This window comes from uncultured Psychrosphaera sp. (assembly GCF_947500655.1).
Classification (GTDB): domain Bacteria; phylum Pseudomonadota; class Gammaproteobacteria; order Enterobacterales; family Alteromonadaceae; genus Psychrosphaera.
On sequence record NZ_CANMSK010000024.1, the window covers coordinates 1 to 14930 of the forward strand.

At 36.7% G+C, this 14930-nt stretch carries 10 protein-coding genes and 2 tRNA genes; 6 read left to right on the forward strand and 6 right to left on the reverse strand.

Annotated features, from left to right (window positions below):
• The 3 genes from Q0940_RS15775 (at position 1) to Q0940_RS15785 (ending at position 1542) form a co-directional block, all read left to right on the forward strand.
• A tRNA-Lys gene (locus Q0940_RS15775) sits at positions 1-76 on the forward strand.
• A gap of 123 nt (positions 77-199) precedes the next feature.
• Positions 200-1255: a quinolinate synthase NadA gene (gene nadA / locus Q0940_RS15780; RefSeq protein WP_299270680.1), complete on the forward strand. Its 1056-nt coding sequence runs from the start codon at positions 200-202 to the stop codon at positions 1253-1255.
• Between the two features lie 197 nt (positions 1256-1452).
• A tRNA-Ser gene (locus tag Q0940_RS15785) sits at positions 1453-1542 on the forward strand.
• 199 nt (positions 1543-1741) lie between these two features.
• On the opposite strand, the gene Q0940_RS15790 is transcribed toward Q0940_RS15785, so the two are convergent.
• Positions 1742-2656, reverse strand: coding sequence for a patatin-like phospholipase family protein (locus tag Q0940_RS15790; RefSeq protein ID WP_299270683.1), 915 nt, complete (start codon positions 2654-2656; stop codon positions 1742-1744).
• A gap of 221 nt (positions 2657-2877) precedes the next feature.
• The gene (glp, locus tag Q0940_RS15795) at positions 2878-4233 is read right to left on the reverse strand and encodes a gephyrin-like molybdotransferase Glp (protein WP_363323592.1); all 1356 of its coding nucleotides are present in this window, start codon (positions 4231-4233) and stop codon (positions 2878-2880) included.
• A 203-nt stretch (positions 4234-4436) separates the two neighbouring features.
• Between glp and Q0940_RS15800 the strand changes: the two genes are divergently transcribed.
• Positions 4437-6566, forward strand: a complete 2130-nt coding sequence (locus tag Q0940_RS15800; protein WP_299270686.1) for a lipoxygenase family protein — start codon at positions 4437-4439, stop codon at positions 6564-6566.
• 107 nt (positions 6567-6673) lie between these two features.
• On the opposite strand, the gene Q0940_RS15805 is transcribed toward Q0940_RS15800, so the two are convergent.
• Together Q0940_RS15805 and cysZ are read right to left on the reverse strand one after the other, a co-directional pair.
• The gene (locus tag Q0940_RS15805) at positions 6674-8323 is read right to left on the reverse strand and encodes a FapA family protein (protein ID WP_299270689.1); all 1650 of its coding nucleotides are present in this window, start codon (positions 8321-8323) and stop codon (positions 6674-6676) included.
• A gap of 97 nt (positions 8324-8420) precedes the next feature.
• Positions 8421-9158, reverse strand: coding sequence for a sulfate transporter CysZ (gene cysZ / locus Q0940_RS15810; protein ID WP_299270693.1), 738 nt, complete (start codon positions 9156-9158; stop codon positions 8421-8423).
• Between the two features lie 179 nt (positions 9159-9337).
• On the opposite strand from cysZ, the gene smc reads away from it, so the two are divergent.
• Both smc and zipA read left to right on the forward strand, forming a co-directional pair.
• Positions 9338-12805, forward strand: coding sequence for a chromosome segregation protein SMC (gene smc, locus Q0940_RS15815; RefSeq protein WP_299270697.1), 3468 nt, complete (start codon positions 9338-9340; stop codon positions 12803-12805).
• A 51-nt stretch (positions 12806-12856) separates the two neighbouring features.
• Positions 12857-13984, forward strand: a complete 1128-nt coding sequence (gene zipA / locus Q0940_RS15820) for a cell division protein ZipA (protein ID WP_299270700.1) — start codon at positions 12857-12859, stop codon at positions 13982-13984.
• Positions 13985-14132: 148 nt separating this feature from the next.
• Here zipA and Q0940_RS15825 read toward each other — a convergent pair whose 3' ends face one another.
• Together Q0940_RS15825 and flgM are read right to left on the reverse strand one after the other, a co-directional pair.
• Positions 14133-14573: a hypothetical protein gene (locus Q0940_RS15825; RefSeq protein WP_299270703.1), complete on the reverse strand. Its 441-nt coding sequence runs from the start codon at positions 14571-14573 to the stop codon at positions 14133-14135.
• A gap of 2 nt (positions 14574-14575) precedes the next feature.
• Complete coding sequence (flgM, locus tag Q0940_RS15830; protein WP_299270706.1) at positions 14576-14902, reverse strand: flagellar biosynthesis anti-sigma factor FlgM; 327 nt, start codon at positions 14900-14902, stop codon at positions 14576-14578.
• Between the last annotated feature and the right edge of the window lie 28 nt (positions 14903-14930).

Here is a 14930-nt window from a genome sequence, read left to right on the forward strand (position 1 = left end):
GGGTCATTAGCTCAGTTGGTAGAGCAGTTGACTTTTAATCAATTGGTCGATGGTTCGAATCCATCATGACCCACCATTTAATGTTATTCCTCAGTACATTCCAATTAGTTATAATTCAAATCATCAAGTTTATAATCACGTGTGACATATCACTAAATACTCGGTATAATCCCGCAAAATCCATAAGCATTTACACGCCATGAATCCTATAGAAATTGTGCAACAAGAATATCCTTTTCCAGCTAAACCAATCGCGCTAACTGATGTTGAAAAACAAGAGTATAAGCAGCGTATTAAATCTTTGCTAAAAGAAAAAAATGCTGTGTTAGTCGCGCATTATTATACTGACCCTGAAATCCAAGCATTAGCTGAAGAAACCGGTGGTTGTGTAGCAGACTCATTAGAGATGGCTCGTTTTGGTAACCAACATGATGCCGATACCTTGATTGTCGCCGGTGTTAAATTCATGGGCGAAACCGCGAAAATATTAACACCAAAAAAAACAGTTTTAATGCCAACGCTTGAAGCAACCTGCTCTTTAGACTTAGGTTGCCCTGTAGATGCGTTCTCTGCATTTTGTGACCAACACCCTGACCATACGGTTGTTGTTTACGCAAACACCTCCGCGGCCGTTAAAGCTCGTGCTGATTGGGTGGTTACGTCAAGCATTGCATTAGACGTTATTGATCACATTGATGCTGAAGGTAAAAAAATCATTTGGGGTCCTGACCGTCACTTAGGTGGTTACATCAATAAACAAACTGGCGCAGATATGTTGTTGTGGAACGGTGAATGTATCGTTCACGATGAATTCTCAGCTAAAGCGTTAAAAGACCTTAAAAATGTTTATCCAAACGCTGCTATCCTAGTTCATCCTGAATCCCCAGCATCCGTGGTTGAATTAGCCGATGCCGTTGGTTCAACATCACAATTGATCTCAGCAGCCACGACTATGGACAACGATACTTTTATTGTTGCAACCGACAGAGGCATCTTTTATAAGATGCAACAAGCCAATCCAGACAAAACCTTTATTGAAGCTCCAACTGCTGGCAACGGCGCAACGTGTAAAAGCTGCGCACATTGTCCTTGGATGGCAATGAACGGCTTAAAAGCGATAGAAGAAGCTCTAATGGACGCAACAGGGCACGAAGTGTTTGTTGATGAAGCATTAGCTGAGCAGGCTATGAAACCATTAACTAAAATGCTTAACTTTGCCGCAGAAGCTAAAGTGAAAGTAAAAGGTAATGCGTAAGCTAAACAGCTACGAGATACGAGATACGAGGTCACATCAGTATGTGGCCTTGAGTAGTGAAATGCGAGCATCTAGAAATAGAACTGTATTAGCGTGAAATATAACCAGTTGTTTAGGCTGGTTAGATTTCTTCTTGTTATTGGCGTAGTAATTCAATATTATGGCGCCGCTTATTAAATCTTATTAATAAGCAATGCGGAGAGGTGGCCGAGTGGCTTAAGGCGCACGCCTGGAAAGTGTGTTTAGGGTCAAACCTAACGAGAGTTCGAATCTCTCTCTCTCCGCCATTAAATTAGAAAAACCAGTCTTTAGACTGGTTTTTTGCATTTTGGCTATCAATAATCAGAAAGATCTTAATCTTTGTTCTAGTCGTTTAATTCAATTGCTCGTACATAATTTTACTGCTTTGCTCATCATACCGTCGGTTACTCTTTCAAACCCTTTACGTTCTGGGTTCGATAGCGTTATAGCTATTTAATTTATACATTAGCTGCAGTCTAGCGAAGCTTGCTGATTATACAGTAAGCTGTTTGCTTGGTTTTCTATAAACGATTTACCTATTTCCAATCCATATTTGTAATCATCAACTATGTTTTGCTCACTACTACCTAGGACTTTTGTAGCCAAAGGCCGAAGTGGCCTTAGCGTTATTATTTCAACGTCACTAGGAGGCTTTTTTATAAAACGTTCAGCACGTTTATAGCCATTTTCGTATTTATATAATATTTTGATAAACCTAGGGCATCGATTCTTGGGACAGAGTAAAGGTTTAATTCGCTCAATAGGTTTTGGGATAATAGTTTCAGAGCCATCAGTAGTTCTAATGACGACTATTTTTTTAGCACCAAGTTTATACGCTTTAGTTACTGGAATAGGAGCGCTGACGCCGCCATCTAAAAAATCTCCACTGTCATACAAATAGGGAATTGAGCTTGAATATTTTAATGAATTTAACCAACCATCTTTTACAGGATTTATTAACTTAGTGGTTAGTCGTGATGAATGGGCCGCAGTGAAACGCACTTTTCGGTTTTGTGCATTCTTATTCGCTTGGGCTGAATCAAATTGATAACTTTTCTTTTTAACTTGTTTAAAATACCAATCGAGATCCATGATGTTATTTTTACTAAAAAAACGCCATGGATTAAAGAAGCGCTCATCTCTGGTTAAATCATGAATTAAGCTGTATGCATAGCCTTTCTGTTGACTCACAAAGCTTGCTACATTTTGTGCTCCTGCTGATGTTCCAATAATAACTTCAAATGGATTAAAATTAGCAATCTGCAAGTAATCTAAAACGCCTGCTGTAAAAGCGCCACGTTGTCCACCGCCTTCAGCAACTAAACCTAGTCCACTAATTGGTGTTGTTTGATTAAGTTGTATGTCTCGTACTAATTTCATGAAATCTCGTAATGTTTATTTATGAATAATAATGCCGATTAATTACGGCACAAAGATAATAATATGGCCGTGATGTTAAAGCTATTTGAAAGAGGTGAAGTTAATATTCAAAAAAATAGAATAATTAACATACGGCCTTATTATTTAATTCATTTGGTTTTAATAAACTATGCCTAATAGATAAAGCCTAATAGATTACGCTCCAATAAACTATACCCCAATTAGCCAATAATAGAATCAAACAACTCTATAGTGACTGTATCTCCAGCTTGATGTCCTTGGTTTTCTTGCGCAAGTATGATGTAACAATTTGCTCGGCTTATTGACGATAAGATACCTGAGCCTTGTGCCGGTAAAGGGGTAACTTGTAAATTACCTTGCTCACTAACAGACATAACTCCGCGTTGAAAGTCCATTCTGCCAGCTTTTTTATTTATTCTACTGGTTGTGGTGGCATTTAACTGAATGTTCGCTGTTGCATTAGCGCCTGCCATATATTTTAAGGCAGGAACCGCAAGCTGGTGGAAGGTAACCGCAGCGGATACTGGGTTACCTGGCAAACCAAAAAATACACTATTATCTAGTTTGCCAAAGGCAAATGGTTTTCCCGGTTTAATCGCAACTTTCCAAAAATCGACCGTACCAATTTCACTTAACACTTCCTTTGTATAATCTGCATCACCAACCGATACACCGCCTGAACTAATAACGACATCAGCTTCTCGATTGGCTTTGATAAACGCATTAGTAATGGCAGTTTTATCGTCTTTTATAATACCAAGAGGAATAACTGACATGTTCAAGCGTTGTAACATGGCAATTAATATCTGACTGTTACTCTCGTAAATATCACCTTCTTGTAAAGGTTGGCCTGGCATTTTAAGTTCGTCGCCTGTAGATAAAACCGCAACTTTTAATTTCCTAAATACGTCAATTTTACTTAAACCTAATGAAGATAATAAACCTATATCAACTGCTTTAAGGCAATATCCTGTATCAAATAATACATGCCCTTGTTGAATATCTTCCCCCGCAAAACGGATGTTAGCTTGGTGTTTTGTTGGATGTAGTAGGGTGATTTGTTGGTCTTGAGTTTCAGGATTAATCTGACTGTTTACATTCTCCTGCATAACTACCGCGTTAGCAGAATTTGGCACGACCGCACCTGTCATAATTCGAATGCATTCACCATTATTTAACTCATTACCACCTAATTTATTTTTGTACGGACTACCAGCCATAGACGTACCAATAAGTTTAAATTGGCTCAATGGTGTCGGACTTTCTGTTAAATCTGCCTGCAAAGAGTCATCTCTTATCGCATAACCGTCCATTGCTGAATTATTGTGAGCTGGGACTTGGATTGGGGAAGTAACTGGCTTAGCAAGGATACGCTGGTCGGCGTCTTGAATAGCAATAAGCTCATTTTCTGTGATCGTATTGACGTTAGTTAATAATGTACTTTTTGCTAATTCAAAAGGCATTAAGTTAGGTACATTGTAACAGTCGTTCATGGTGTTCCCTTTTTGTTTTAAGTACAGGTTATAAGTTGTTGCTAAGTTTTGTTTATTCATCATATCCCAATCTACTTTATTGGTACACGATATGAATATTGAGGATGTCATTAAAACCAAACATAGTGATTGTAATATCCACACTTTCAGTACATTATTTGTACATGTTATTGATTTAATGTTGGTAATTAGCATTTAGCTAAAACTAAATAGTAAGCACAGTTTTAAATTCTCACTTTTGAGCACTCACCTATAAGGAAATGTTAATGAGCACCAAGTCTACAATACCAAGTTTACCGCAACATGATGATGCAGAGCAAAGAACAAAAAGAGAGTTCCAACTCTCAATGGCGCATACAACTTATAACTATATGACCTCGTATATGGAAGGTGTTCCAATTTCTGCCGACTTACCAGAGCAGGAAAAATTTAGTACAGCTTATGCAATTAAATTACTCCCAGTGTTTAAAAACATGGTAGAAAATTTAATTGTGGTGACTGAGCGTTTATTTAGAAAACAAATAACAGATGACATATCCACTAAACGCATGGATGAATTAAAAAAAGCCGTTGAAGAGCTTAGTGATGGTATTGATATTCGCCATATCGGTGAAGAAATAAAAGCGATTAAATCTATATTTAGTGTTATTGGTGACTTACCAGAGGCCTTTAAAAGTCTCAGTCATTTACCTCAAGATTTAGAGAAAGCATTAAATGGATTAAAAGACTTAGCAGAAGATGCAATAGAAAAAGGGCCGACTGAGATATTAAAAAACACGCTGTTTAATGTGCTGAGTACTGAAAGTGGTCGAGATTATTTACAAGCCCAATCAATTCAAGACTATGAAGATTTATTTGAAACCTTGTCTTTGCCAGAGATGTTAACGATACCTCAGCAAGATTGGATGATTGGTGATGAAAAACCTTGTATGCAAGATTGGTTTTTTGGTTATTTGCAAATCGCAGGATTTAATACAACCAACTTACGTGGTGTTCAGTTAACCAAACCTGCAGGTACTGAAATTGTCGAATTATCTAGTTTATTGGCAAAAATGCCAGTAACGGACGCTATTTTACAGCAAGAAACTGGTATCGCTAATGTAACTTTGCAACAAGCCGCTGAGCAAAAACGTTTATTCGTTGTTGATTACGCTATGTTAGATGGGGCTGAAACGACTCCTGTGCATGGTGAAGATCGTTACTTGTCGGCACCAATTGCCTTGTTCTACTTAAATAATGATTCGCCAGCTGGCTATCCACCGGCTGAAACTCATGGTGTAATGCAGCCTGTTGCAATTCAGTTACAACAAAAATTTGATGAAGTTAACGCACCAATATTTACTCCAACCGACTCAGCTAATGCCGATGATCAACATCACTTTAAATGGCGTGTCGCTAAGTATTTTGTCAATGTATCTTGTGCTATTCAGCATGAGTCTGTAGCGCACTTAGGCGATTGCCATTTAACGTTAGATCCTATGGTTGTTGCGACGAATAGAAAGCTCTCTGACAATCATCCTATTATGATCTTACTTAAACCTCATTTTAGATTTACTATCAATATTAACAATAGTGCCTTGCACAGTTTGATCATTCCAGGTGGGGTGGTTGCAACCAATGTTGGTCCTAAAATAGAAGATACTTGGGAGTTGGTTCGCCAAGCTCATTTAGCATGGCAATTTGATGATAATAATCCGGACTGTATATTTGATATTCGTGGAGTTGCGGATATTCCCAACTTTCCTTTTAGAGATGATACTCAACTACTTTGGCAAGCAGTTAATAAGTGGGTTAAAAGCTATGTTTATCTTTATTATCCAAACCAAGACGATATGTTACAAGATAACGAATTGCAGGCATGGATTAACGAGTTGGTTTCGCCAAACTATGCAAAAGTAACGGGGATGCGAGGATTGACAGCTACAGGCAATCCAAAGCAGCCTTATGTCATTGACGATAAAGATTATTTGGTTAAGATCATAGCGCAAATTATTTATATTGCTGGACCGCAACATGCCTCGGTTAACTATGCCCAGTATCCGCTTATGTCTTATATGCCGAGTGTTGCAGGAACCATTTATCAACCTGCTCCAGGTAAAAATACTCCCTTAGCCTCTGAGCAAGATTGCTTGGCTTGGTATCCGCCGTTAGACGTTTCCATGTATACTTTTTTGTTTGAATATTTATTAAGTGGAGTGCAATACGACACATTTGGTCATTACTCTGAAGATCCTAAAATTCCTTATTTTAAAGACAGACGATTAACGTTTGCTTTAAGTAAGTTTCAAGAGGAGTTAGCTGAAATTGAAGTGACTATTACTCGCAGAAATAGAAGCAGACCTATGGAATACCCATTCCAATTACCTTCACAAATACCAAATAGCATTAGTATTTAATAGGTTTATCGTTACATAGATTTGTGGGCATATAAGTCAAAAACGTAAGTTACATAAGTAACTTACGTTTTTTTATTTGAGGCTTTTGATGTTAATGTTAATTGAACCTAGGTTTTAGGTTGCACTTTAAATTCATGATCTTCTATTTTGATAATAGATGGCCCTTTTTCTACTTTAGTAATAAGGGAATGATCGGCAATAACAACAGATACTTTTGGGTAAAGTTTAGAGTTAGCGGTTACTGATACCATCTCCATATATTCACGGCGTTTGCCAATTAAAGCGTTACGGTATCCAGTATACTTTTCTACTTTAGACTGTAGTTTGGTTAATGCGTTTTCTAGTTCATGCTTTTTATCAGAATCGAGCGTATTATTATAATCATTTTCAACGCCTTCTAACCGAGAGATCATTTCATGGATCCAGTCGGCAAGCTCAATTTCTTTATTAATAAAAATATCATAAGTACGATTCATACTAATGTCGGTGTGCACATCCGATTCAGTGCCTATAACACCAGCTTCTAATGTTTTACACAGGAAAAATCGACAGCCTGTGATCAGTCCACTCGGTCTATCACCTTGACCAACCACAACACTATTTGCTTCAACATTACAGTGGCTTAACTGTTTTTTTACACTAACAATTGTTTTTGCTGTAATTTCACATTGATTGGCAAATGTTAAATTAATTTGCCCACCAGATTGGAGCACACAAGAGTAATGATGATCGTCTTTTGGACCTTCAAGAAGCCGTCCTGATGCACCTGATATAATGGTTAATTCACCACCACATTTAATAACTGCAGACTCTACAAATCCACCAATAAATACATCGCCAGTGGCTGTAAGCTGCATGTCTGGTGACACATCGCCTTGAATTATGACACTGCCTTTAAATTTAACATGACCTTTTTTAGGGTCGAGTTCAGGTAAGGTGAAAACATCGTCGATGATCAGAGTTTTACCGTCAAAGCGAGCTAAGCCACTTTTGGTCGCAAGCAAAATGTTAGGATTTTTAGGGCTTATGATCACACTGTCATTTATCGAGAAGTTTATATCTTTACCAACAGAGGGCGGGATTTTATCACCATAAATATCAATGCCTTCTTTACCAATGGTTAGAGGTACTTTTTCTAACACGGCTTGATTAACAGTAACGGTTTCTATATTGCCTAAGTCTTTTAAGTCAGCACGACCGTTTGAGTCTACTTTGGGAGTACGGCAGGCGTCTGAGAATAATGCAACTCTAGGTTTTAAGTAAGCATCCACGCCATGAACGACAGGCATCCCTTTAACAATAGTAAATTCGATGGGTGAACCGGGTTCAGAATTTTTACATTGTAAGAGTAATTCATTAATTAACGAGGATTTTAAACCGTATCGAATACCAGCATCGAGGCAAGATTGTTTAATTGTTTCTAAATCTAATAATTTGCCACCAACTGCGGTTGTGACTTGAGCTGAAACTGACATTTTATCTTCAGCTAATTGAATGTTTATTTTTGCATCAATTGCTTTTGCAACAAGTGCATTAACAACGCTGTCGGGGAGGTTATCTTTTTTGATGCTAGCCAGTTGTGTATTAGCAGTTTGTACTAAGCTTTTTATATGCTCATGCAGGATGCTTAAAGATGAATGCTCAGAGTGTTTTATCTGTTGAACAATAACAGACTCTTCCAATGCCTCTGAGTCTTTAGTCAGAGTAACAATTAGAGTGAGTTCTTTTTCGTTGAATTTATATTCAAAATTTTGCAATTGACACCTTAACACTAAGATATAACAAGCCTTACATTGTTAAACATAAAACTTATTGTTAGCTAATGTAAAGCCTTAATTTATCTAAATAATAGGCTCACATCTTGTTTTGATCAACTTGAGACTTTAAATGTTCAACCCACATGGCAGTTGCCCCACAAATTGCTACTGGCATTACAAGTAAATTTAAAATAGGCACCATAGTAAATATAGAGATCATTGAACCAAAACCAAAGCAGGCTGCTTTGTTTTGACGAAGTACATGGCGCATATAATCAAAATTATATTTATTGTTATCAAATGCATAGTCGCAGTATTGAATGGCTAATACCCAAGCTATAAATAAAAACCAGATTACCTGACCTATACCTGGCAAGATTAAACCAACTAAAAAGTAACCAATAAAACGAGGAATAAAATAGATAAGTTTTTGCCATTCTCGAGATAAAGTGTGTGGAATGGCTTTAACAATGGCAATAAAATTATCATTACTTGGTGTTTGCCCACTTAAGTGCTGTTCAACTCTTTCTGCTAATACGCCATTAAATGGAGCTGCTAGCCAATTTGCGGCTGTGGTAAAAAACAAACTGAACAAAAATAATAATATAAATAAAGCGACAGGGTATAGAAGTGTGCCTAACCAACTAAGCCAATCTGGTAAGTAGCTGATCATCCCATCAATATGCAAACCTAGTTCAGATAATAAGTAACCTATAGCAAAACTAAAAAGTACAAAATTAACAATCAAAGGGACTAAAACAAAACGTTTTAATCCTTTGGTTTGGATCAGACTAAAGCCTGATAGAAAAAACTTAATGCCGTCAGTAAATGTCATGATGATGTATCCAAGTGAATTTGTCGTAGTATAAGACAGCTATGCTTTGATGCAATAATTAGAATGTTACAAATTACAACATTATCTGTTACAGTCTGCACAACTAAATTGGTTTTTTTGCATCTTTATTTAAAATGTAATCAACAATAACAACTCATTAATATTTCTATACTTTTTTCATGCGCCTAAAACATATTAAACTTGCTGGTTTTAAATCATTTGTAGATGCTACGACAGTACCATTTCCAGATCAAATGACGGCTATTGTCGGACCTAATGGTTGCGGTAAATCAAATGTAATTGATGCAGTAAGATGGGTGCTGGGTGAAAGCTCGGCTAAAAACTTACGTGGCGATTCAATGACGGATGTTATTTTTAACGGTTCGACCAATCGCAAGCCTGTTTCTATGGCTAGCGTTGAGCTGGTATTTGATAATACTGATGGCAAATTACAAGGCAGTTTTGCTAGTCGTAATGAAATTTCAATTAAACGTCAGGTTACTAAAGACGCCCAATCAACTTATTTTTTAAATGGCAGTAAATGTCGTAGACGTGATATTACTGATATTTTCTTAGGTACTGGTCTTGGTCCAAGAAGTTACGCCATTATAGAACAAGGTATGATCTCTAGACTGATAGAGTCTAAACCACAAGAGTTACGTATTTTTATTGAAGAAGCTGCTGGTATTTCAAAGTACAAAGAACGTCGCAGAGAAACAGAAAATCGCATAAAACATACCCGAGAAAATTTATTACGTTTAGAAGATGTTAGGCAAGAGCTTTCTGTACAAATTGAAAAGCTACAACGCCAAGCAGCAACGGCAAAAAGATTTAAATTATTAAAAGCTAAAGAAAGACAATATAAAGCTGAGTTATATGCCCTGAAATGGCACAAATATAATGAACAACTTAATGGATTTGAGAAAGAACGACTCGCCAAAGAAACAGAATTAGAAGCTTTTATCGCTGAACAAAGGGGCGGAGAATTAGGGATGTTGCAATTTAAAGAGCAACATCAAGAGTTATTTGATCAGGTACAAACCAATCAACAATCTATGTATCAAGTGGGTAATCAAATTACTCGAGTTGAACAACAAATTGTTTTCACTCAAGAGAAATTGGTATCTCAGCAAGATGAATTGCAACAACTACAAGACAACTTAGAACAGTCTGAAACACACTCAGGGTTTGAACAAGAGCGACTTGAAGAGCTTTTAGAGCAAAAAGAAACCTTTGCTCCTGAGATGGAATTAGTTGCTGAACAAATTGAACAAGCGACAGAAACGTTACTGCAAAGTGAAGACGAATACGAAAAGTGGCAAGCAGGTTGGCAAGCTCAGCAGCGTCGAGCGGCTAATTCGAACCAATCAAGCCAAGTTATTCAAACTAAGCTGCAAGCAATAGAACAAAATATATCTGGCTTTAAACAAAGATTGCTAAGCATAAGTACAGAAATTGAATCAATGGATGTGATTGAAATTGAAAAGTCGTTGGAAAAAAACAGTCAAAAAGTAACAGTTAGTCAAACTGATTTAGCTTTGCTCGAGCAAAAAGAAGCTGAACAAGATGCTATTTATCAGCAAGCTGAAAATGACTTTTTACAAGTTAGCGAACAACAAAAAGAGATCACTCAAACCAGTAATAACTTATCAATTAAATTACAAAGTTTGCGCCAGTGGCAGCAAGAGTATGAATCAAATACTGTACAAGTTGATGATGCCGACTTAAACAGTCAAGGTATTAAATTGGTTGGTAATTTATTAACACAATTAAATGTGCAACCTCAGTGGCAATCGGCTATTGAAACTTTATTGAGCCATCATGGGCAAAGTAATGTTACGAATAAATTACCAATAGGTACGTCTGGACATTTTGTATCTCAGTCTACCGAAAGCGCGGCAGTAGATTCTGCAGCTGCGGTGATTAAATCAGGCGTATATCCAGATTGGTTGAATCAAGTTGCCTTGGCAGAGACTGAAGCTGATGCTAAAACATTATTGCAAACTAAACGTTGGAGTAGTGTGATCACCAAATCTGGTGTTTGGTGCGGACTTAATTGGCAAAGTGCAGGTTCGATTAATAATAGCGGTGATGTCAATGTATTACAGCGATTAGCCGAAATAAGCCAATTACAGTCACAGTTAGATGAATCTGAAGAATTAAAACAGCAAGTGTCTAAGCAAGTTGAAGATGCTTTAGCGGTGAAGAAACAAGCATTAGCCAGCTTGAATCAATTTAAACAGCAAGTTACTGATGCCAAATCTGCGATGCTTAATTTAGAAACTGAAGCTAGATTACTTAAACAACAGTACCAACAAGCTCAAACATCTCTGGATAAGCTAACGCAAGATGCTGAACAACAGGCTCTGCAAATAGAGCTTGAGCAAGAAAAAACATTAGAATTAGAGTTGCAGTTGGAAGTACAACAAGAACAAGAGTTAGAGCTTCAGTCGCAACTTGATCAGCTAGAGCAAGAAAAACAACATAAAGTGAATCAGCTGAATAATGCCAAACAATCATTAGATGTGTTAAAAAATCAGTCACATCAATATGCATTAAAAGCACAAACGTTAGACTCTCAGTATGAGTCTGTACAGCAAAATATTAATAGAGCTATTCAACATCAAAAACAAGTAAAAACTAAGCTGCAACAAATCACTGAGTCTTTGGATTCAAGCAATAATCCAGTTGAAGATTTAAAAGCAGAGCTTGAAGAATATTTACAGTTAAGATTGGAAAGTGAAGAACGTTTGTTAGATAAGCAAAATGAACTTGCATTAGTTGCCGAGAAAATTTCTCAGTTAGAGCAAGGCCAATCTGGAATTCATAAAAAATTAGATTCAATGCGATCAGAAATTGAATCAATTAAGTTAGACAGTGAAGGCGCACGAATTAGATCGCAAAATATGCTAGAGACATTAAAAGATATTGATCAGCCTTTAAAGTCTATACTTGAGTCTATGTCCGCTGAGGCAAATGAAGACGAGTGGCAAATTGAATTAGAAAAAACAACGTTGGCAATCTCCCGTTTGGGCGCTATTAACTTAGCAGCAATTGAAGAATATGATATACAGGCCCAAAGGAAAGGGTACTTAGATGAACAACATAATGACTTGTTTGGTGCATTAGAAACCTTAGAGAATGCGATTCGTAAAATAGATAGAGAATCAAGAGCGAGATTCAAAGAAACTTACGATAAAGTAAATGAAGGGCTACAATATCTGTTTCCAAAAGTATTTGGTGGTGGCTCGGCTTATTTAGCCTTAACTGCTGATGATATGCTTGAAGCTGGTGTAACTATAATGGCGAGACCGCCAGGTAAGAAAAATTCTACAATTCATTTGTTAAGTGGTGGAGAAAAAGCGTTAACCGCTTTATCATTGGTATTTTCAATATTCAGGCTAAATCCAGCGCCATTTTGTATGCTAGATGAAGTGGATGCGCCATTAGATGATGCAAATGTTGGGCGTTTCTGTAAATTAGTAAAAGAAATGTCAGATACAGTACAATTTATTTTTATTAGTCATAATAAAGTGGCAATGGAAATGGCGACACATTTAACAGGTGTGACTATGCAAGAACCTGGTGTTTCTCGTTTAGTTGCTGTAGACATTCAAGAGGCCGTGAAAATGGCAGATGCCTTATAATGATGGTATGTAAGAATAACGGTAAAGTAATTACAAAGGTAAGTAATAACAATGGCTGAAGAACTAAGATTAGCGCTGATTTTATTAGGAACGCTAGCAATAGGAAGTGTAATTTTACATGGGATCTGGACCGTTCGTAGAACGGTTAGTGAAGAACGTAAAAATGCGAAAATTGAAGCTGAAGAAGCTGAACCTGTTATTGCACTTGAAGAACAAGAAATGCAAAAGCTAAAGCTAAAGCAAATGGAAATGAATTTTAGCGAATTGCAATTGCGTAAAAATGAACAAACGTCAGGCAGTATTCCAGTTAAGAAGATGAACTTAGATTCTATTTATCATAATGAGCAAGAACCACGCTTTGTTACAGATGTAGAAGAAAATGAAACGGGTTTAGAAAGTTCTCAGCAACAGCAACAAGTAGTTGATATTAGTAACGTAGATACTGAATACTCATTCACCAATAAATTTGAAGCAGATGAAGTTAGTGACGATTATACTCCTTCTATTATTTCAACAAATATCTTTGATGACGAAGAGCCACAACAACCTCGTTTTAAACAGAGAGAAACATCAGCCTTAGATGATACGCCTGAAGCCCAAAAAACTGAAGCCTCAAAAAAAGCACCTGACGCTCCAAAATATAATGATGAGAGACTGCAACATAAGTTAGATGCTCAACCAAGCCTAGTTGAACCTATTGAAGCTAAAAAAACCGAAGTTGAAGATAAAAAAGTTGAAGTCGAGAAAATAGAGGACGAGATACAAGAAGAAGTAAAACAAGAAGTCTTTATGTTATTTGTTGATAAGCCTGAAGGAACGCCAATAGATGGCGCTAAATTACTGCCTCTGCTATTAACATTAGGGTTTAAATACGGCGAAATGGACTTGTTCCATCGCCATAAAGATACTACAGGCCGTGGTGATATTTTATTTAGTTTAGCTAATATGTACAACCCAGGAACATTTGATATTGATAATATGGAGCAAGTGACGACAAGAGGCTTAACCATATTTATGACATTACCGAACAGTGCGGCACCTCTCCCGACCTTTAACATGATGCACAATGCGGCTAAAAAAATAGCAGATGAGTTTTCGGCTCGGGTTTTAGATGATCAAAGACGGCCATTAGATGTTGCGATAGTGAGAAGTTACGTAGAGCGAATTAGACGATTTTGAGGTGGTTAAATTAAAGTACAAATTCGTAATAGATTTAGGTTTATGTGTTCTACCTTTCTTTGAACCTACTAGGTAACTTAAAAAGTACTTACAATAAAATCTATTGCAGGCTCTAAAGGTTTGATTAAAGGCCTAATATCATCATGTATTAGGCTTTAATACTTGTTCCTATAGAAGAGCTTGAATTTTTCTGGCCATAGGCATTATAAGTTGGATTTTTAGAACCACCGATAAGTAACTGTTTTACTTTTTCAATAGTTATTTGGTTCTGCGTTGCCGTTAGATATATAACTTCATTTGTATGCTTACATTGCAACAACAAATCATTTATCTCATTTTTTATCGTAGAAAACAGCGGTGTAGTATTAATTATTTCTACGTATTTTTCATTATTTAACAATTTGTCAGCGTTGGTTATCGCTTCCAATTGAAGTTCTTTCTTTTTTGAAATTTCCAAAATGAGGTTGCCATCTCTATTTTTCACAGCTTCCAACTCATCATTCAATGTATTTTGCATTTGTTCTAAACGCAATTTTTGAGTATTAAATTGTTTGGTGACTTGAGTCAGCAGATCATTTTGTTCAGTCATTTTTATAACTCGAATTCAAACGCCGCTAGTTTTGATGCTAGACGATCGTAATTAATAGAATACTGGCCATCCGAAAGTGCCTGTTTAATATCATCAACTTTTTTGCTATCAAATGCATCCGTGTCGCTAATGCGTTTTTGCAATTCTTTTAGTTGATTAGCTTGTGGTGTTAATGCCACAGAATCTTTATTAACAGATTTTACTGTATCAGTTTGACTAGTTTGTTGTTTAGCAGACTCTAATTTTGTTTGTTCAAGTTGCTGTTCTTTTTGTTGATAGACTGCACTGTTAGCGCTATTGAATCCACCATTTTTTACATTGTTTACCATAACTACACCCATAGTTTTATTTTATCTC

Bases quoted from the DNA above. Each gene is read 5' to 3' on its own strand.
- nadA (WP_299270680.1), top strand. From the start codon at position 200: ATGAATCCTATAGAAATTGTGCAACAAGAATATCCTTTTCCAGCTAAA.
- Q0940_RS15790 (WP_299270683.1), bottom strand. From the start codon at position 2,656: ATGAAATTAGTACGAGACATACAACTTAATCAAACAACACCAATTAGT.
- glp (WP_363323592.1), bottom strand. From the start codon at position 4,233: ATGATGAATAAACAAAACTTAGCAACAACTTATAACCTGTACTTAAAA.
- Q0940_RS15800 (WP_299270686.1), top strand. From the start codon at position 4,437: ATGAGCACCAAGTCTACAATACCAAGTTTACCGCAACATGATGATGCA.
- cysZ (WP_299270693.1), bottom strand. From the start codon at position 9,158: ATGACATTTACTGACGGCATTAAGTTTTTTCTATCAGGCTTTAGTCTG.
- smc (WP_299270697.1), top strand. From the start codon at position 9,338: ATGCGCCTAAAACATATTAAACTTGCTGGTTTTAAATCATTTGTAGAT.
- zipA (WP_299270700.1), top strand. From the start codon at position 12,857: ATGGCTGAAGAACTAAGATTAGCGCTGATTTTATTAGGAACGCTAGCA.
- Q0940_RS15825 (WP_299270703.1), bottom strand. From the start codon at position 14,573: ATGACTGAACAAAATGATCTGCTGACTCAAGTCACCAAACAATTTAAT.
- flgM (WP_299270706.1), bottom strand. From the start codon at position 14,902: ATGGTAAACAATGTAAAAAATGGTGGATTCAATAGCGCTAACAGTGCA.